This window comes from Psychromonas ingrahamii 37 (assembly GCF_000015285.1).
GTDB classification, from domain to species: domain Bacteria; phylum Pseudomonadota; class Gammaproteobacteria; order Enterobacterales; family Psychromonadaceae; genus Psychromonas; species Psychromonas ingrahamii.
Genome location: NC_008709.1, coordinates 1,248,299 through 1,267,687 on the forward strand (window position 1 = coordinate 1,248,299; position 19,389 = coordinate 1,267,687).

The 19,389-nt window shown below is 39.6% G+C and carries 19 protein-coding genes; 17 read left to right on the forward strand and 2 right to left on the reverse strand.

What is annotated here, in order from left to right:
- The first annotated feature begins 303 nt into the window (after positions 1 to 303).
- From PING_RS05265 to PING_RS05270, 3 genes are all read left to right on the forward strand, one after another.
- The gene (locus tag PING_RS05265) at positions 304 to 984 is read left to right on the forward strand and encodes an SDR family oxidoreductase (RefSeq protein ID WP_011769392.1); all 681 of its coding nucleotides are present in this window, start codon (positions 304 to 306) and stop codon (positions 982 to 984) included.
- A 149-nt stretch (positions 985 to 1,133) separates the two neighbouring features.
- Entirely contained in the window at positions 1,134 to 1,397 is a 264-nt protein-coding gene (locus PING_RS19765) for a hypothetical protein (RefSeq protein WP_083761720.1), read from the forward strand.
- A 182-nt stretch (positions 1,398 to 1,579) separates the two neighbouring features.
- Complete coding sequence (locus PING_RS05270; RefSeq protein WP_011769393.1) at positions 1,580 to 2,164, forward strand: CREC-EF hand family protein; 585 nt, start codon at positions 1,580 to 1,582, stop codon at positions 2,162 to 2,164.
- Between the two features lie 119 nt (positions 2,165 to 2,283).
- Here PING_RS05270 and PING_RS05275 read toward each other — a convergent pair whose 3' ends face one another.
- Positions 2,284 to 2,715, reverse strand: coding sequence for a hypothetical protein (locus tag PING_RS05275; RefSeq protein ID WP_041765994.1), 432 nt, complete (start codon positions 2,713 to 2,715; stop codon positions 2,284 to 2,286).
- Positions 2,716 to 2,867: 152 nt separating this feature from the next.
- Entirely contained in the window at positions 2,868 to 3,413 is a 546-nt protein-coding gene (locus tag PING_RS05280) for a DUF1439 domain-containing protein (protein ID WP_011769395.1), read from the reverse strand.
- A 302-nt stretch (positions 3,414 to 3,715) separates the two neighbouring features.
- Here PING_RS05280 and PING_RS05285 point away from each other — a divergent pair, with 302 nt between their 5' ends.
- The 14 genes from PING_RS05285 (at position 3,716) to gltB (ending at position 19,388) form a co-directional block, all read left to right on the forward strand.
- On the forward strand, positions 3,716 to 4,264 hold the full coding sequence (locus PING_RS05285; RefSeq protein WP_011769396.1) for an LON peptidase substrate-binding domain-containing protein: 549 nt from the start codon (positions 3,716 to 3,718) through the stop codon (positions 4,262 to 4,264).
- Between the two features lie 110 nt (positions 4,265 to 4,374).
- The gene (locus tag PING_RS05290; RefSeq protein ID WP_011769397.1) at positions 4,375 to 4,995 is read left to right on the forward strand and encodes a sigma-70 family RNA polymerase sigma factor; all 621 of its coding nucleotides are present in this window, start codon (positions 4,375 to 4,377) and stop codon (positions 4,993 to 4,995) included.
- Positions 4,988 to 5,638, forward strand: a complete 651-nt coding sequence (locus PING_RS05295) for a ChrR family anti-sigma-E factor (protein ID WP_011769398.1) — start codon at positions 4,988 to 4,990, stop codon at positions 5,636 to 5,638. Before PING_RS05290 ends, PING_RS05295 begins: the two co-directional genes overlap by 8 nt.
- Positions 5,639 to 5,687: 49 nt before the next feature.
- Positions 5,688 to 6,644 carry a YbgA family protein gene (locus tag PING_RS05300; protein ID WP_011769399.1) on the forward strand — a complete coding sequence of 319 codons (957 nt, stop codon included), beginning with the start codon at positions 5,688 to 5,690 and terminating at the stop codon, positions 6,642 to 6,644.
- A 36-nt stretch (positions 6,645 to 6,680) separates the two neighbouring features.
- Positions 6,681 to 8,042, forward strand: coding sequence for a deoxyribodipyrimidine photo-lyase (phrB, locus tag PING_RS05305; protein ID WP_011769400.1), 1,362 nt, complete (start codon positions 6,681 to 6,683; stop codon positions 8,040 to 8,042).
- A 2-nt stretch (positions 8,043 to 8,044) separates the two neighbouring features.
- Positions 8,045 to 8,470 (forward strand): nuclear transport factor 2 family protein, encoded by a 426-nt coding sequence (locus PING_RS05310; RefSeq protein ID WP_011769401.1) that lies wholly within the window; start codon positions 8,045 to 8,047, stop codon positions 8,468 to 8,470.
- Positions 8,467 to 9,189 carry an SDR family NAD(P)-dependent oxidoreductase gene (locus PING_RS05315; RefSeq protein ID WP_011769402.1) on the forward strand — a complete coding sequence of 241 codons (723 nt, stop codon included), beginning with the start codon at positions 8,467 to 8,469 and terminating at the stop codon, positions 9,187 to 9,189. Before PING_RS05310 ends, PING_RS05315 begins: the two co-directional genes overlap by 4 nt.
- Positions 9,186 to 10,442, forward strand: a complete 1,257-nt coding sequence (locus tag PING_RS05320) for an NAD(P)/FAD-dependent oxidoreductase (protein ID WP_011769403.1) — start codon at positions 9,186 to 9,188, stop codon at positions 10,440 to 10,442. Before PING_RS05315 ends, PING_RS05320 begins: the two co-directional genes overlap by 4 nt.
- 24 nt (positions 10,443 to 10,466) lie before the next feature.
- The gene (locus PING_RS05325; RefSeq protein WP_011769404.1) at positions 10,467 to 11,216 is read left to right on the forward strand and encodes a DUF1365 domain-containing protein; all 750 of its coding nucleotides are present in this window, start codon (positions 10,467 to 10,469) and stop codon (positions 11,214 to 11,216) included.
- Entirely contained in the window at positions 11,206 to 12,447 is a 1,242-nt protein-coding gene (locus PING_RS05330) for an SAM-dependent methyltransferase (RefSeq protein ID WP_011769405.1), read from the forward strand. The genes PING_RS05325 and PING_RS05330 overlap by 11 nt, the downstream gene beginning before the upstream one ends.
- Positions 12,448 to 12,457: 10 nt before the next feature.
- Positions 12,458 to 12,994 (forward strand): DUF2878 domain-containing protein, encoded by a 537-nt coding sequence (locus PING_RS05335; RefSeq protein ID WP_011769406.1) that lies wholly within the window; start codon positions 12,458 to 12,460, stop codon positions 12,992 to 12,994.
- On the forward strand, positions 12,966 to 13,502 hold the full coding sequence (locus PING_RS05340) for a chalcone isomerase family protein (protein WP_011769407.1): 537 nt from the start codon (positions 12,966 to 12,968) through the stop codon (positions 13,500 to 13,502). Before PING_RS05335 ends, PING_RS05340 begins: the two co-directional genes overlap by 29 nt.
- On the forward strand, positions 13,499 to 14,020 hold the full coding sequence (locus PING_RS05345) for a DUF3833 domain-containing protein (protein ID WP_011769408.1): 522 nt from the start codon (positions 13,499 to 13,501) through the stop codon (positions 14,018 to 14,020). Before PING_RS05340 ends, PING_RS05345 begins: the two co-directional genes overlap by 4 nt.
- A gap of 766 nt (positions 14,021 to 14,786) precedes the next feature.
- A complete protein-coding gene (gene gltB / locus PING_RS05350) occupies positions 14,787 to 19,388 on the forward strand; it encodes a glutamate synthase large subunit (protein WP_011769409.1) in 4,602 nt (1,533 codons plus the stop codon).
- Position 19,389: the final 1 nt, after the last annotated feature.

Below are 19,389 nucleotides of genomic sequence, written 5' to 3' on the forward strand. Positions count from 1 at the left end.
ACGATTTTGAACAGCTTTAGCTGGCCACAAAGTGGAGAAGAACAGGATGTTCTGAATAAGACTCACAACGCAGTTAGGGATAATTTTAACCAGCAAGGGTGATCATCTTTTTAGTGCTTTTGGTATAACATACTGGCTAATTTGCGATTATATAAAAATAGATGATCACGGGGAAATTAAAAAAAGTTTCTTTAAACCACAATTAAATGATTTTTACTGGGTGATAGCGCCCAATAGTTTGTATTAATGAAGAAAATTAATATACTAAGCGCATTAATTTTTTTACAGCCAAGGGAGTGTTATATGACAAAACAGAAAATAGTGTTAATCACAGGTGCATCCAGCGGTATCGGTAAAGCCACAGCCAAAACGTTAGTCAAAAGTGGACATAAGGTAATACTGACCGCCCGCAGACAAGAAAAATTGGATAAACTGGTAGCAATGCTAGGGGAAGATAACGCTCTGGCTGTTGCCGCCGATGCCACCCAATTTGATGCATTAGAAAAGGTAGTAAAAGCTGGCATCAACAAGTTTGGCAGACTGGATGTGGCCTTCGCTAACGCGGGCACCGGAATATCCATTTCAGGTACAGAACAGGGAGATCCAGATGAGTGGTCAAAACTGATCGATATCAACATCAAAGCCTTGTTATGGACGGCCAAGTTAACTCTACCCAACTTGCGTGAGACCAAGGGGCATTTTATTTTAACCAGCTCAGTGGCCGGGCGTACGGCACATAAAGGTTCCATTTACGGTGCCAGTAAATGGTTTGCTTATGGCTTTGGTCAGAACTTGGCTGAAGAAATGGCTCAATGGGGCGGACGCTGCACCACCATTGCCCCTGGCATGGTCAACACTGCGTTTTTTGATGAGCCTAAACCCGATAAATTAGACCCGGTTGATGTCGCTGAAGCGGTACTATTTGCTATTGAAGCTGAGCAGCGTTGTAATGTGCGTGAAATCTTTCTGATGCCAACCCACTAATAAACGGGCGACGTCCATATATCTGTTACCACAGCCCCGAATGGTCGTTAGAGGCGTAAATAAGCAAAAAACTGTCCAGTAATCTCACCCACTAAAGCGTTAGGTTACTGGCATAATGCCATCAGCCCGATTTACTGATTCTTGATTTAATGTTGCCCCGGCGTAACGGCCTCAATATCGACTGGGAGTTGCGCACTTTCAGTCAGGTACCTGTGGTGATGGCCACTGCAGGGTTGACGAGATTGATCGAATTGAGTGCAGACGATTACATCTGTAAACCCTACAGTCCCAGAGAGCGAGTGATTAGAGTTGAAAATATTTTACATCGTTTTAGGAAGGGATTAGTACACTCCATGGATATCCTAAATAATCGATTGATGATCAAAAATGCAGGATGTTGCTCCGGAAAGTGAATGCATTAAATCCATTTACGGTATTAGTTACAAATTAACGCTTTAAAAATCCTTTTTTTCTCCATATTTCCTGCACAGTTGCCCTCTATAGTTTATTCATAAAGAAAATCATTACCTACCAAGGGGGATGATTTTCTAAATAGAATACTTAATTCTCCAACAACAATAAAAGAGGCAACATTATGAAAAAATTACTGTTGATTACCGGCGCTTTATTAATGGCAACAACCCATTCAACCTTTGCCGCGGAGCAAAATCAGAATGCTGCAACCTCGAGAGTCAATAAACATCACATGACATTTGCCCAATTGGATGCAAATGCCGATGGTGTTTTATCTAAAGATGAGGTGCGTGGACGCTTATTAGCAAACTTCGATAGCGTTGACAGTGATGCCAGCGGCACACTGTCAACCGATGAGTTTAATGCCCGTGTAGAGATGGGTAAACAAGGGCATCACAAAGATCATCACCAAAAAAATGGTTATAATCATCCGACCTTTGCGCAGCTGGATATTAATAATGACAGTTTTTTAGCTAAAGATGAAGTGCGCGGCCGTTTATTGGCTCATTTTGATAATTTAGACAGCGATGCCAGCGGCACACTGTCGGCCGATGAGTTTAATGCCCGTTTCGATATGGGTAAACAGGGCAGACAAGGACATCACAAAGGAAATCGTGATTATCGCCCTAATTTTGAGCAGTTAGATCTTGATGGTGATGGGGTGCTTTCGGCTGAAGAGTTTAATGCCGTTGTTAATCACAGTTAAAAATAATCACAGTTAAAAAATGGCTAATTAATATTGCACTGGCTTATTCTTAATCTGAAAACCATACGCTGATAAAGTCAAATTGAGCGTATGGTTTTTTTTTATACGAACAGGATTTTTTATTTTTCGCTATTAATAATATTTTTGAAATGTTTTTTCTTGGTCAGCAAGTAATCAATATCAGGCGGAAAATCTTTGTTTGTTTTGGCATGTTTCATCATATCGAAGATTTTAAACTCAGTTAATACAGCAAACTGATAGGGGATAAATTCACTATTCGCCTGTTGTGTCGGATCAAAGTAGCGATCCCCAATTTTAATGATGGCATGTTCAAGCAAAGGGTCTTCACAACGGTAACCAAGTACATACCTTTCACCGCGGCGATAAATGACATTCATATAACTGTTGTAAAAACTCTCATTTTCTTTACTGGTACAGTTGTTTAAAGCGGCCTCATCCATTGCACTGACGGTTATAATTTTGATTTTATCCGCATTGAAATTTAATGCAGTCAATTGCTTGCTAATAGCTGTAAGGGTTAATTCTGTCACTTGGAATACCATCTGGTTAATAAAAATCGCCGATATTATACTTTAATATTTCTCTGAACGCACTTAAACGCGCGAGTCCTTTACCAAGACAAATCAAGCCCTTTACTAAGAAAAACACCCCCTTTTGAACCTAAAGAGGATTCGAATAGGTTTTATAAAAGGCTCATTTTGATTAACAATGTTTGGTTTTTAACCAAAATTGATTGTAATGACGAGTTGGCCATTTTTTCTTGTGTCTTTTGATCATTAAATAGGTAGAACGGAGAAAACTGCACTGCCTTTTCTAAGCTTAATTGCGCAATTTTTTTTATTTCTGGCATTAAATCCGGTGGTATATTTTCTATTTCTAAAGAGATAATATTTGGATTAATAAGGTAAAAAGCCTTTTTTTCTGCATTGTAAGTGATGACCCCTTTTGCATACGCCCAGCCAGATCCTTTTATATTTCCAAGTACAGTGATATCGATACGGGTAAATACTCCAATTTGATCGCTTCCTTCAATTAAATCGACGCGAGAATCGTATATTTTAGCTGAAATATAAGCGGCTTCTTTTTTTATTGGCAGCTCTTTAGTGAGTTTCTCCTGCAGCTCCTGCTCGGTGATTTTCAAGGTATAGGGAAGGGCGGTTGCAAACGAAGGTAATGTAGACAATGAGGACAATGTTAATAAGCAGATAAAAAATATTCTATGAAGCATTGTTTTTCCTTATAGCGCGGTGAAAATAACTTTATAGCAGTTAATAACGATTAAAGATAATAGCAATTAAAAAATTATTTATTCAATCGCTTAAATATTTCTAACCCTTTGGATTTTCCCATACCCCTATTTTTCTTCACCCTATTTTCTTCACAATAAAAAAATTAATGCTTATTCCTATCAATAGAGGGACATAAAGGGTTATTTTGTTTTAGTTACGTGTTTTTATAACCTATTTCGCCATTGAAAGAGATCAAATTGAACGGCTCTCTCGTATCCTTAGGAATATCAAGGAGAATTATATGAGATTAGCTTTATTTCCACTGCCTGTTTTTTTACTGCCCGAAGGGTTAACAAGGTTACGTATTTTTGAACCACGTTATAAGAGGCTAGTAGCAGAGGCTATGTCAACGGGGCAAGGTTTTGGATTATGCCTGCCGAAGGAAGGGCATAATCTCTATGATATAGGCATTCGCGTTGAAATATATAATTTTGATCAGGACGAAAATGGTTTTTTAATTATTGATATCAAAGGCACTGATAGATTTACATTTGACGATGTAAGCTCAGATTCTGACGGTTTAAGGCATGCTGATGTAACTCTGATAGATGGATGGGAAAGCATTCAAATGACGCCTCAATATGAGTTTATGCTGGCCCCCTTAAAAGCCGTTTTAACGTCTATACCTTTACATGTGGAACAAGTTAATCAACAAGGCTTTAATAATTTGAGCTGGATTTGTCAGCGTTGGTTAGAAATATTACCTGTGCCTGCCGATAAAAAATACTGGCTTGCTCGGCAAAGCGGCCCAGAGCCTACTGTTGAGTTTATCCGTGAAGTAATTCAGTAGCTGTTTGTGAATAAAAATTATTATTTAATGATCTAATCTCAAATTTTGACCGTATAGAGTGTCTCATACAGATAAGTTGTTCTTATAATGTTGGAAGGGTAATATAAACTATGATAGCCAGAATAGCTCATAACTCGACGGACATTACATTGAATAATACAAAACTTAATTCACTAGATAGTGAACAATTAAAAATAAATTTGTGGTTAAAATTGGTTGCAACCAAGCAGGATAAAGAAGCCTTTTCTGAGCTGTTCAAATGGTTTGCACCGAGAATTCGTGCGCACGGTATGCAGCGTTTTAAACAAGAAGCACTGGCAATGGATTTGGTACAAGAGACGATGTTATTAGTGTGGCGAAAAGCCGTTTTGTTTAATGTGGATAAAGGTAAAGCCAGCACTTGGATTTACACCATAATGCGTAATTACTGTTTCGATATGCTGCGTAAAAAACAAACTCAGAAAGAAGATACGATCAGTGATGATCTTTGGCCGGTTATTGAGCAGCAAGTACCGGATGATAAAGATGATCATTTACAGAATCGCTTATTATTAAGCCATCTGGGAAGTTTACCCTTAGAGCAAAAACAAGTCGTTGAAGCTATTTATTTGCAAGAAATGACTCAACAGGAATTAGCCACTCATCTTGATCTCCCCTTAGGTACGGTTAAATCCCGGCTTAGATTGGCGATATCAAAATTAAAATCAAAATTGGAGGCAGATCTTGATTAAACATCATCCAACATCCGCATTATTAGCCAGCCATAGCGCTGCACAACTCCCTCTGTCTTTATCAATTGCGGTGAGTGCCCATCTTGAAATGTGCCCTAAATGCGTCACTGTTACCAGACAAATAACGGAACAACAATCAGATCTTTTTGAAGCACAGGATGTCACAAAGAATATCAATTTTTCTAATATATTAGATAAAATTTTTGAGCATCAACCCGAGCGGCAGGTAGAGCCTAAAAAAGTAGTGATGAATAGCATTTCTGTTGCCGGGACTGAGTACCAATTACCGCGTGCATTTACCCATTTTACGGATCTTAAATGGTCTTCTTTTGGTGCAATAAGCCGTGCGCGCGTGGTTAAGGATACAGATAATATTCGTGCTAGTTTATTACATATCGACAAAAATAGCATTATTCCCAGCCATACCCATAAAGGTTATGAGCTTACGCTATTATTAGAGGGGGCTTTTAGCGACGAAAGTGGTGTTTATAACAAAGGTGATTTCATCTGGCTGAATAACGACCTTGAACATACCCCCTTTACTAAAGAGGGGTGTCTTTGTTATGCGGTTCAAGATGCGCCACTGCGTTTTGTCTCGGGTATCAGCCAGGCACTTAATCCGCTTGGTCAATTAATTTATTAAAGATAAATAGGCCTCAATAACCTATATTTTAAATAAAAAAGGTAAAAATATGGTTGAGTTTTCAGATGAAAAAATTCAAGTTGGCATAAGCAGTTGCTTAATTGGCAACAAAGTCCGTTTTGATGGCGGGCATAAGCAGAGTTCATATTGCACTAAAGTCTTATCCGATTATTTTGATTTTCAGCCTATCTGTCCGGAAATGGCCATTGGATTAGGGACACCTCGAAAAGCGATTCGCTTGGTTAAAGATGAAGACAGGATCCGTGTTATGGCTAGTGATGGTAGTTTTGAAGTCACTGAACAATTAACTGAATTCGGCGAAAAAACCAGCCCTTTATTAACCTCATTGAGCGGTTATATATTCTGTGCTAAATCGCCCACTTGCGGTATGGAACGGGTAACTCTTTATAATGAGGGCACTAATCAGGGTAATCGTGACGGAGTCGGCGTGTTTGCTGCAAAGGTGATGGCGGATCATCCTCTGCTGCCAGTAGAAGAACAGGGTCGTTTAAATGATCTGTTATTAAGGGAAAATTTTATCACTCGCGTTTTTGCTTACCATAGGTGGCAATCATTAGTCGCAGGCGGTTTAAGTATTCGCAAACTTATTCAGTTTCATGCCGAGCATAAATACTTATTAATGTCCCATAATGTCAAACTTTATTATAAATTAGGCCCACTATTAAGTGGTAGCAAAGAAGCCATTGAGGTGGTTGCTAAGCAGTACATTGAGGGGTTTATGGCGACCCTTAAAACCTTACCTAATCGTAAAAGTCACACTAATACGCTATCGCATCTGCAAGGCTATTTTAAGCGTTCACTCAGCAGTGCCGAGCGTGTGGATTTGGCAAATGACATTGATAAATACCGCAAAGGTTTGTTACCGCTAATGGTCCCGATAACGTTAATTACGCATTATCTTACTTTATATCCCGATCCTTATTTAAAGCAGCAGGTCTATCTGCACCCTCATCCGGAAGAACTAAAACTACGCTATTCGCATTAACAAAATACTCACTTTTTATGGTAAAGGATCACAAAGATGCACTTGGTTTGGTTTCGTAACGATTTACGTACGTCAGATAATTCAGCTTTATATTATGCTTGTTTAAAAGGCCCGGTAACAGGCATTTATTTTGTTACCCCCGGGCAGTGGAAAAATCACCAATTAGCGCCTATTCAAGCTGATTTTATTGAGCAAAATTTAAAAGTTTTAGCTGAAGAGTTAGCGGCATTAGGTATTCCCTTGTTAATCGAAGAAGTCGCTGACTTTTCTCATATCCCGGCACGCCTTAAGCAGATCCAAAAAGATCACCATATTAATACTATTCATGCCAATGATGAGCCCGAAATTAATGAAAAAGAGCGCGATCAAGCGGTCAAAAAAGCCGGGCTGCCTTTAGTACTTTATCAGTGTGACTGTATTTTACAGGCGGGCAGCGTACTTACGAAGCAAGGTGGAATGTATAAAGTATTCACCGCTTTTAGAAATGCCTGGATGAAAGAAGTAAAACAGACAGATCTCACGCCATTACCCAAACCTGCTGATCAGATGCCCTCCTTAAATGTGAGTTGGTCGAAAAATATAAGTGTTAATTATGACAAAAAATCCAGCCAAGCCTGGCCTGCGGGAGAGACTGCCGCGTTGCGGCGTTTACGGCATTTTTTATTACAGGATATAGAAGATTATCATCACAACAGAGATATTCCCTCTCTCGATGGCACATCCGGGTTATCTGCTTATTTAAAATTCGGCGTTATCAGTGCCAAACGTTGTGTTTATGAGGTACTGGCGGCTTTTCCCGATGCCTTAGATGCTCAGGACTCAAGTGTCTTTAGTTGGATAAATGAAATTGTTTGGCGTGAATTTTATCGCCATCTAATGATCTTTAATCCGCAATTATGTAAAGGGAAAAATTTCAATAAACTGGCAGATAATATCACTTGGAGCAATAACCCCGATGACTTTAAAGCCTGGTGTGAAGGGCGGACAGGGTATGGATTGGTAGATGCTGCGATGCGTCAGTTAAATCAAACTGGCTGGATGCATAACCGCTTAAGAATGGTAACTGCCAGTTTTTTAACTAAGCATTTACTGATCGATTGGCGTTGGGGTGAGGCTTATTTCAGGGAGCATTTAATAGACGGTGATTTGGCATCCAATAACGGTGGCTGGCAGTGGGCTGCCAGTACAGGTTGTGATGCACAACCCTATTTTAGAATTTTTAACCCTATTATTCAGAGTCAAAAGTTTGATCCAAAGGGACTTTTCATCCGTAAATACGTCAAAGAACTAAATGGATTCGATAATAAAAAAATTCATTTTCCGGTAAACGCAATAGTTGAACATAAACAAGCAAGATTAAATGCGTTAGATAGATATTCAGTATTAAAAAAGGGTTAATAATGACAAGTGCACTGATTGATGATTTTTGTCGTGTATATCAGGGATTAGATAAGAATAATCTAAGCCAGCTGGGGCTCGTTTACAGTGATAATATAAATTTCATTGATGCGCTGCATAACCTTAAAGGGTTAGATCAATTAAGCGAGTATTTTAGCCATCTTTACGGGCATCTTCTTTACTGCAATTTTAATATTGAAGAGGTGATTGAGGAGGAAGGCAAAGCCTCTATTATATGGACGATGCAATATGCGCATCCAAAAATCAATAAGGGTAATACTATCTCTGTAAATGGCAGTTCTCACCTTAAATTTAATGAAAAAATTTATTACCACCGAGATTTTCTTGATATGGGGCAAATGTTGTATGAGCATCTGCCCTTGCTCGGTGGCGTTATTCGAATGGTTAAAAACCGGGTTGCTTCATGAAACGTATCTTAATTACAGGCGCCACCTCCGGCATTGGTAAAGCCTTGTGTTTGCTTTATCAGAAGCAAGGTTATGCCGTTATTGCCTGTGGTCGTAATCAACAAGCCTTAGATGAACTGCGTAGTTTAAAAAATGTGTCAACATTAAGCTTTGATATCAGTGACAAAGAGCAAGTCGAAGAGGCTCTGAGAACACTGCCTGAGTTAGACATGGTTATTTTAAATGCGGGTAGTTGCGAATATATCGATAATGCCAAAAATTTTGACGGGGATCTCTTTGCACGCGTTATTACCACCAATTTAATCGCTTTGGGCTATTGCTTACAGAGTGTGTTACCGAAAATAAAAAAAGGCGGACAACTCGCTTTAATGGGCTCAAGCGCAATTTATTTACCTTTTTCTCGGGCAGAAGCCTACGGGGCGAGTAAAGCGGGGGTTGCTTATTTAGCTAAAACCTTGGCGATCGACCTTATTGATGATCAGATCAGTGTTTGTTTGATTAATCCCGGTTTTGTGAAAACGCCTTTAACGGATAAAAATGCTTTTTCTATGCCTATGCTGATAACAGCTGATAAGGCTGCTGACTATATTTTTAAAGGGTTGCTTAAAGGTAAAAAAGAAATACATTTTCCTGCTTTTTTTACCTTTACGCTGAAAATATTAGCCTTCTTTCCGGACGCCGTTTGGTTTTTTATTGCGACAAGGATGATTAATAAATGAAAAAAATAGCCATTGTAGGAAGTGGTATTTCGGGACTTACTTGTGCGCATCTGTTAAATGAAAAACACGATATCTCTGTTTTTGAAGCAGGGAATTATATCGGTGGGCATACGGCAACTCAGGATATCCTCTATCAGGGAAAAAAGTGGCGACTTGATACTGGTTTTATTGTTTTTAATGATCGAACCTATCCAAATTTCGAAAAATTAATGGCCAAGATTGGTATCGATAGACTGGCCACTGAAATGAGTTTTAGTGTCAGAAATGAGGATACCGGGCTTGAATATAGCGGCAGTAATTTAAACGGTTTATTCGCTCAACGTACTAACCTTTTCAATCTGAAATTTCTTAAACTGATTAAAGAGATCCTGCGTTTTAATAAATTATGTCAGTCAGCCTGGGAATCTAAAAAACTAGACGATAAGATAAGCTTAGGGTCTTTTTTGGATCAGCAAGGGTTTAGTGAATATTTTCGTTCACATTATATATTACCCATGGGCGCGGCTATTTGGTCTGCCAGTCTGCATGATATGGAAGCTTTTCCTCTGTATTTTTTTGTGCGTTTTTTTTATAACCACGGATTATTAACTATTAATAATCGTCCGCAATGGTATGTGGTTCCTAACGGTTCTGATTCTTATGTGGAACCGTTAATTAAAGGTTTTGAAGATAAGGTCCATCTTAATGCGCCAGTCTCTGAAATTTTCCGTGAGAATGGCCATATTAAATTAAAAACAGCAGAGGGTGATTGGCAGATATTCGATGAAGTGATTCTGGCATGTCACAGCGATCAAGCGATGTCGATACTCAAAGACTTAAGTCAGGATGAACAGGATATCCTAGGTAAAATGGCTTATCAAAAAAATGAGGTCGTTCTGCATACCGATATAAGTATGTTGCCTAAAAAGAAACTTGCTTGGGCGGCATGGAATTATCACTTAAACAGTGATAATGAGCGGCCTGTTGCGGTGACTTATAATATGAATATATTGCAAAATCTACCTGCCGATGCACCCATTTTTTGCGTTACTTTAAATCACACTCAGTCGATAGATGCGAATAAAATTTTAGGGCGGTTTAACTATTCACATCCGGTTTTTAATCAAGCTTCTATCGATGCACAAAAAAACAGGTTGGCTATTTGCGGGAAAAATAATACCCATTTTGCGGGGGCATATTGGTATAACGGTTTCCATGAAGATGGTGTGGAGAGTGCACTTGATGTGTGCCGCCGTTTTGGTGTTTCTCTTTAAGCTGCCGAATAAGAGGAGTGTTTAATGGAAAAGCTTAACTCTTGTATTTATGTTGGTGAAGTCGGTCATAAACGTTTTACGCCGCGTGAACATCATTTTTCCTACAAGATATTTTTTTTGGCGATTGATCTTGATGAGATAGAAAAACTCAGTGAACTTGGTCGGTGGTTTAAGTGGGATAAATTTGCGCCTTTAAGTTTTCGTTCGAGAGATTATTTAGAGCACAAAAAAACCATTAATAAACAACTTGTTTGGCAAAAAGTAGCGCAGTTAGGCGGAGAGAATTTAGCGGGTCGGGTTATGTTTATTGGACAGATGCGCTGTTTTGGGCTGTATTTTAGTCCGATAAATTTATATTATTGCTACCAGAAAGATAACCAATTAAGTTATTTACTCGCGGAAGTCAGTAATACTCCCTGGAATGAACGACACTACTACCTTATTGATATAAATAAGGATTTAATCTGTGATAAAGCATTCCCTGTGTCACCTTTTATGGATTTAGAGATGCAGTATCATTGGCACATTAAAGCGCCCGGAGAACAGTTGAGTTTGCATATTGAGAACCACACGGATAAAAAAATATTTACAGCCAGCTTGAATATGAAAAGTATCGAATTTTGTAACAAAAATTTACGACAATGTTTGCTTAACATCCCCGTGATGACCCTAAAAACCTTGGCCGGTATTTATTGGCAAGCTTTAAAACTGTTTATTAAAGGTGTGCCTTTTATTGGTCACGCTGTAAAAAAGGAAATTGATAATGGCCGTTAATACAACAAAACTAAATACAGATATTGAAGCAATGGCTTATATAGATCAGTTTGCTAAAAAGGTATTGGTATCGATATTAGGAAAAATGCAGCAGGCCTGTTTGATTTTAGTCGATCAGCAACAGGAAATTATTTTAGGGGATCCTAACGCAAGCTTAAAAGGCAAAATTGTTATAAAAAACAGTAAAACCTATCGGAAAATTTTGTTGGGCGGAAGCGTTGCTGCAGGGGAGTCTTATATTCAAGGCTGGTGGAGCAGCCCGGACTTGACTAAGGTTATTCAAGTATTAGGACGTGAACAGGGGGTACAGGACGAAATTGAAAAACGTCTTGCAAAAGTGATGGCGATTCCCACTTGGATTTATCATAAGGCCCGCAAAAATACCCGTAGCGGCTCAAAAAAGAATATTCTTGCACATTATGACCTTGGCAATGATCTTTATGAGCAATTTTTAGATAAAGAGATGCTTTACTCAAGCGCAATTTATCCAACCTCAGATGCCAGTTTAGAAGAAGCCCAGCTGCATAAATTAAAAACTATTTGTGACAGACTTGCGTTAAAAAAAGGCGAAACATTACTGGAAATAGGAACCGGCTGGGGTGCCCTGGCCATTTATGCAGCACAGCATTATGGCGTAAAAGTCACTACTACTACTATTTCAGAAGAACAGTTTTTATACACACAAGCACGTGTCAAAAGCTTGGGATTAGAAGGCAGTATTACATTATTAAAATCCGATTATCGAGATCTGACCGGACAGTACGATAAGTTAGTGTCAATCGAAATGATTGAAGCTGTTGGCCATGAATACCTGGCGAGTTTTTTCGAAATCTGTAATAACCACCTGAAACCGCATGGAAAAATGTTGATTCAAGCTATTACTATTGCGGATCAGCGTTATGACCAATACCGCTCTAGTGTGGACTTTATTCAGCGTTATATTTTTCCTGGTGGCTGCTTGCCCTCGATCAGTGTAATGGCCAATAATATCAACAATAAAACCGATATGGTAATCACTTCATTGCATGACATTGGCATGGATTATGCCCAAACATTAAACCACTGGCGTGAGCAGTTTGAGATTTCTCTCCTTGAAATAAAAAAATTGGGATATAACGATGATTTTATTCGTTTATGGCGTTTTTATTTCTGTTATTGCGAAGGTGCCTTCCTGGAAAGAAATATCAGTGCGGTGCATCTGATTGCCGCTAAACCCGCTTTTAGAGCCTGAGGTTTTTAATATGCGGTGCTTTATTAGAAAACACTTTTACTGGTTTAATTTTATTTGGTTCCAGTTAATGTGGTTTATTGCTGTTTTTTTTACGGTCAGCGGGGAGATTTTTTTAATATTTTCCTTACTGCTGCATTTTTATTTGTCGCCTGATCGTAAATTTGATTTAGCCAGTTTAATCACTATCTCGGCAATTGGGGGAACGGTCGATCTGTTATTATCCTGGCTTGGAATAATGATTTTTCCCGAAGCGGCTCTTTTACCGCTCTGGTTAGTTTTATTATGGGCTCACTTTGCTGTGGCACTCAATCATGGCATGTCTTGGTTGAATAAAATTCCGCTCTATTTTCAAGTTGTTTTTGGCGGATTATTCGGACCGCTCAGCTATTACGCCGGGTACAAATTCGGGGCGGTTGATTTTCCACTTCCCCCTTTACAGACAGTATTTATATTTATAGTGATCTGGGCAATACTTCTACCGGTATACCTGTCCATATCGCGAAGTTACGGTGATCGTTATGACAAATCTAAACCAAAATATAGCTAAGAAACGACTTTTATTAGTATTCAGTTTTGCGGCTGTCCTGCTTTTTTCTAACCTGGCATATTCAAATGTGACGGCGCAGCTTAAAACCGTCGGTAAGGGAGAAATGTCATGGTTATTTATGGACGTTTATCAGGTTTCATTACACAGTGCCGATGGCCGTTACGTCCACCAAGAATACCCTCAAGCCTTAAAAATTCGCTACCAGCGCTCTTTTAAGAAAGAGGGGTTGATCAAAGCAACGGCTGACGAATGGCAAAAAATGAATATTGCCACTCCATTATATAAACCCTGGCTAGCACAACTTTTTTCTTTATGGCCGAATGTAGACAGTGGCGATACGCTCACCTTTTTGGTGGCGAGAAATGGTCAGGGCACTTTTTATCATAATGATCGTTTATTAGGTGATATTGAAAACCCTAATTTTAGCAGTGCTTTTCTGGATATATGGTTATCAAAAAAAACCAGTGAACCTGATTTACGCAGACAATTAATAGGTGAAATAAAATGAAAATATTGATAAGTTTAATTTTCAGTTTGATGATTTTAGGATGCAGCTCGCAAAACCTGGATGACTATGCGAATAGCTCCCCAAAGTTTGATGTTGAGAATTATTTCAAGGGGCCATTACAAGCACAGGGTATTGTTCTGGATCGCGGTGGCAAGGTAACACGGCGCTTTACGGTTGAGATGCTTGGCACCTGGAAAGATGGTCAAGGAAAATTAGAGGAGTGGTTTGTATTTGATGACGGCGAAAAAACCACACGTACCTGGCAAATCACTAAATTAAAAGAGGGCCATTATATTGGTACTGCGGGTGATGTGGTTGGCGAAGCCATTGGAGAAAGTAACGGTTTTGCATTGCATTGGGATTATCAATTGGATTTGCCTGTTGACGGTAAAGAGATACAAGTAACCTTTGATGATTGGTTATACCAGGTGGATAACAAGGTCGTCATAAATCGCAGTTTTATCACTAAATGGGGATTTAGAGTGGGTGAAGTGATTTTGGTGATCACTAAAAAATAACGTTGTTATTTGTTTATTTAATCACTCAGATCCATCAAGCGGACCGATAGGGTTAAAAACCATCAAAACAGTTTTCAACCCTATTTATAATGTGAATCTAAGACTAATACACAAAGGTTAAAATAGACTTACTCCAAACTACCCCAAGACACTTTCTTAAGGTAAGCTGCAAATGCATAATACCGACTCGAAGAGATTCAACTGTACGGATTGAGAATTAATGAGACTAAACTTTTTTATCATTAATGTTAAATTATGCTGGTAAATGAATTTTTAATCGTTTATTTTACATAACTACCGTTTTTTTTGAGATTTTAACTGTCTTTTGTCTTACTTTCCCCCAAATAAAGTCAAATCAATGCCAAAATAAAATGGTTTTTGTAAGTGAAAATGTAGATTTTTTATGTTAAAACCTTATTTAACAAGATGTTAACATCAAAGAGTTGTTAGATTAACAAAGTTGGATTTTATATTATTGAGACGGTAGAATAAGGAAATTATTTTCCATGTCATTAGATTGATTAAAGAGCAATATTTACATGAGCTTTCGCTTGTGTGGGGACGCTATTAGCGTTATTTTTTGAATCAGGAAGTTTTTTTAAAAGTGCAAATTTGCCCCTACTAACCAGTAGTTTCCTTTCTATAAAATAATATTGATTGCTTATTTTTGTGTTTACCTACAAATTAAGCCTTAACTAGCACTTTGAAAACAAGAGATGTAAAACAGTATCGTTTTCGTTACCGTTTTATCTTCAAGGACGTATTTATGACTGATATAGAGCAAAACGCTCAAGGCCTTTATGTGCCAGAGATGGAACATGATGCCTGTGGTATAGGCTTTGTTGCACACTTGAAAAACAGCAAGTCACATGCAATTGTTACCCAAGCTTTAGACATGCTTGCACGTATGGAGCACCGGGGTGGACAAGGGTGTGATCCCTGCAGTGGTGATGGTGCCGGTATTCTTTTACAAAAACCGCATGAGTTTTTAGTAACTGAAGCGTTAAAAATGGGTATTACTTTACCAAAATTCGACCAATATGGCGTGGGTACAATCCTCTTTCCAAAAGAGATTAACCAACGTAAAGAATGTCGTGAAATATTAGAACGAAATGTGCAGCGTTTAGGTCTTGAACTTATCGGCTACCGTGTCCTTCCGACCGATAATTCAATGATTGGTGAAGATCCATTAAGCACGGAACCACAGTTCGAACATATGTTTGTAACGGGGGGACCTGATATGGACCCCGCTGTATTGGAACGTAAATTATTTATCCTGCGTAATTATTCAACACGCATCTGTTTGCAGTCAGTTGATGAGATCGGTGATAATTTTTACATTAATACATTCTCTTACAAAACAATTGTTTACAAAGGTCAGTTAACCACCGAGCAAGTACCTCAGTATTTCCTTGATTTGCAAAACCCAAGCATGGTGACCGCGCTTGCACTTGTACATTCTCGTTTCTCAACTAATACCTTCCCGCGCTGGCGTTTAGCGCAGCCTTTCCGTTATATTGCGCATAATGGTGAAATTAATACCGTACGCGGTAATATTAACTGGATGAAAGCCCGTGAAGCTTTGCTGCAAGCAGAGTTTTTTACACGTTCAGAACTAGATATGTTAATGCCAATCTGTACCGATGGCATGTCTGACTCTGCAAGTTTTGATATGGCCTTAGAATTATTAGTGCTTTCCGGTCGTAGCCTGCCACACGCATTAATGATGATGATCCCTGAAGCTTGGCAAGAAAATAAGACGATGGATCCTTCTCGTCGTGCATTCTACCAATATCATGCAAACTTAATGGAACCTTGGGATGGCCCAGCTTCTGTTTGTTTTACCGATGGTGTGCAAGTGGGTGCGACGCTGGATCGAAACGGTCTACGCCCTTCACGTTATTGTGTGACTAAAGATGATTTCTTAATCATGGCATCGGAAACCGGTGTGGTTGATATTCCACCTGAAAATATTAAACTTCGTGGTCGTCTGCAACCAGGCCGTATTTTTGTAGCGGATCTTAAACAGGGCCGAATCATCTCCGATGATGAAATAAAAGACAGTATCGCAGCAAGACAGCCCTATGAAACCTGGTTAGCGGATAACCTGGTTAAGTTGGAAAACCAGCCGGCAGCATTAGAGCGTAATCTTCAGCCTGAAGATGGTCACTTATTGCGCCGTCTACAAGGTTTTGGTGTGACCTCGGAAGAGATGAATGAGATTGTATTGCCGATGATGCGTGATGGTAAAGAGCCATTGGGCGCTATGGGTGTCGATTGGCCACTGGCTGTCCTTTCCCATCAAGCTCAGCATTTATCTCATTACTTTAAGCAGTTGTTCGCACAGGTAACCAACCCGCCAATCGATCCGATTCGTGAGCGTATGGTTATGTCGCTAAAAACTTACTTAGGTAAAGATCAAAATTTATTATCGGAAACACCTGAGCATTGTCATAAAGTCGAGCTTGAGTCTCCGGTATTAAGTAATGCCGAACTGCAAAAAATCAATGCGTTAGATGATAAAAACCTGCAGGCTAAAACATTAGATACATTATTTAGAGCAACGGGTGAGCCGGGCAAGTTAGCCAGATCATTAGATCGTATTTGCCGCTATGCGGAAGATGCGATTCATGATGGTTATTCGATCATTATTCTGTCAGATCGCAGTGCGACCTCTGACCACGCTCCTATTCCTGCGATGTTAGTAACGGCTGCGGTACATCATTATCTGATTAAACGCGGCCTGCGTGCGCTTTGTGATATCGTCGTTGAAACCGGCGATGTACGTGAAACTCATCATTTTGCAACTGTGATAGGTTACGGAGCATCAGCGGTTAACGCTTACTTAATTGAAGAAATGATTGTTGACCTGCAGGTGAAAAAACGATTACCTGCAGATAAAAAGGTCTCAGAACTTTTTGCTTCATATAAAGAGGCAATTGACTCCGGCCTGCTGAAAATATTTTCTAAAATGGGTATTTCAACCATTCAATCCTACCAAGGTGCGCAAATATTTGAAGCACTGGGTATCAGTAAATCGGTTGTTGAAAGTTACTTCAAAGGCACTGTGACACGTATTCAAGGTTTATCAATTGATGATATTGCAACTGAAATTCTAGTGCGTCATCGTTTTGCTTACCCGCTACGTGAAGTACCCGTCAACCGTTTAGATGTAGGTGGTATTTACCAATGGAAACAGCGTGGTGAAAAACATTTATTTAACCCGACGACTATCCCTTTATTACAAAATTCAACGCGTAACAAAAATTATGCGGAGTTTAAAGAATATTGTGCCGCTGTTGACGCGCAGGGTGATAATGCAGCAACATTACGCAGTCAGTTTGAATTTGTACCTAATGCAACGGGGCCTATCGCGCTCGATCAGGTTCAATCATCTGAAAGTATTCTAAAACGTTTTGCAACCGGCGCGATGAGCTTTGGTTCTATTTCTCATGAAGCCCACTCAACGCTGGCGATTGCAATGAACCGAATTGGGGCAAAATCCAACACCGGTGAAGGTGGTGAAGATCCAATGCGTTTTCTACCAAAAGAAAATGGGGATTGGGAACGTTCTGCGATTAAACAGGTGGCATCGGGTCGTTTTGGTGTGACCTCATACTATCTGACTAATGCCGATGAAATTCAGATTAAGATGGCACAGGGAGCTAAACCAGGTGAAGGTGGTCAATTGCCGGGCCATAAAGTGGATGACTGGATTGGTCGTACCCGTCACTCGACACCGGGTGTTGGTTTGATTTCTCCTCCACCGCATCACGATATCTATTCAATCGAAGATTTAGCACAGCTTATTTTCGATTTGAAAAATGCTAACCGTAAAGCGCGTGTGAATGTCAAACTGGTATCAGAAGCGGGTGTGGGCACCATTGCCTCAGGTGTTTGTAAAGCGAAAGCAGACGTTGTTTTAATCGCTGGTTTTGACGGTGGTACAGGCGCATCGCCACTATCATCTATCCGCCATACGGGTTTACCATGGGAGCTTGGTCTAGCTGAAACGCACCAAACCCTGCTTAAAAATGGTTTGCGTAACCGTATTGTAGTGCAGGCCGATGGGCAGATGAAAACGCCTCGTGACTTAACTATTGCTACATTACTCGGCGCGGAAGAATGGGGCGTTGCAACCGCAGCACTGGTTGTTGAAGGTTGTATTATGATGCGTAAGTGTCATTTAAATACTTGTCCTGTAGGTATCGCGACACAAAATAAAACACTGCGAGAGCGTTTTGACGGTCGTGTTGAAGATGTTGTTACTTTCTTCCAATATCTGGTCGAGGGAATGCGTGAAAATATGGCGATGTTGGGTTATGCGACTATCAATGAGATGGTTGGACAAACACAAAACCTGAAAGTGCGTGACAATATTAAACATTGGAAATACAAAAATTTAGATTTAAGCACTATTTTATTTAAAGAACCTGCTCAGGAAGCTGATGGTCTGTTTAATCAGACGGGTCAAATGCATAATCTTGAAAATGTGTTAGATAGAGAGTTAATTAAGCTTGCCAAACCTGCGCTTGAAAAAGGTGAAGCCGTTAGTGCTGAGTTTATTCTCAAAAACACGGATCGCAGTTGCGGTACGATGCTTTCTAACGAAATATCAAAAGTGTACGGCGAACAGGGTTTACCAAAACCTATGCAGGTTAAATTTACCGGTTCTGCCGGACAATCTTTTGGTTGTTTTCTGGCAAAAGGTGTTGAGTTTACCGTTGAGGGTGATGCAAATGATTACTGGGGCAAAGGTTTGTCCGGTGGTCAAATTGTCGTTTATCCATTCCGTAACTCAACGATTGTTGCTAAAGATAATATTATCATCGGTAACGTTTGTTTCTATGGTGCGACCTCTGGCGAGTCATACATTAATGGCATGGCAGGTGAACGTTTCTGTGTGCGTAACTCCGGTGCACAAGTAGTTGTTGAAGGTATTGGTGATCACGGTTGTGAATATATGACTGGCGGTATCGCTATTGTTCTGGGTGTCACTGGACGTAACTTCGCCGCAGGTATGAGTGGTGGTGTGGCTTATGTTTGGGATCGTGAGCAGTGCTTTGAAAGCAATTGTAATATGGAACTGGTGGATATTGATCCGCTCGAGGAAGAAGATAAAGCGCTGATACTTGCTAAAGTGACTAAACATTTAGAATTAACTGAATCAAACGTTGCTCAAGAATTTTTAGCTGATCCTGAAGCAAGCCTGAGTCAAATCAAAAAAGTGATGCCGCGTGATTACAAAGCGGTTTTGCTGGCGAAAAAAAATAAAGGCCTTCAGCTTGCAAAAGAGAGCATCTCGAACAGCGAGAAACAAGCGGCTAAAGCAACAACTCTTGATGCATGCAAGATAGGAGACGTATAAA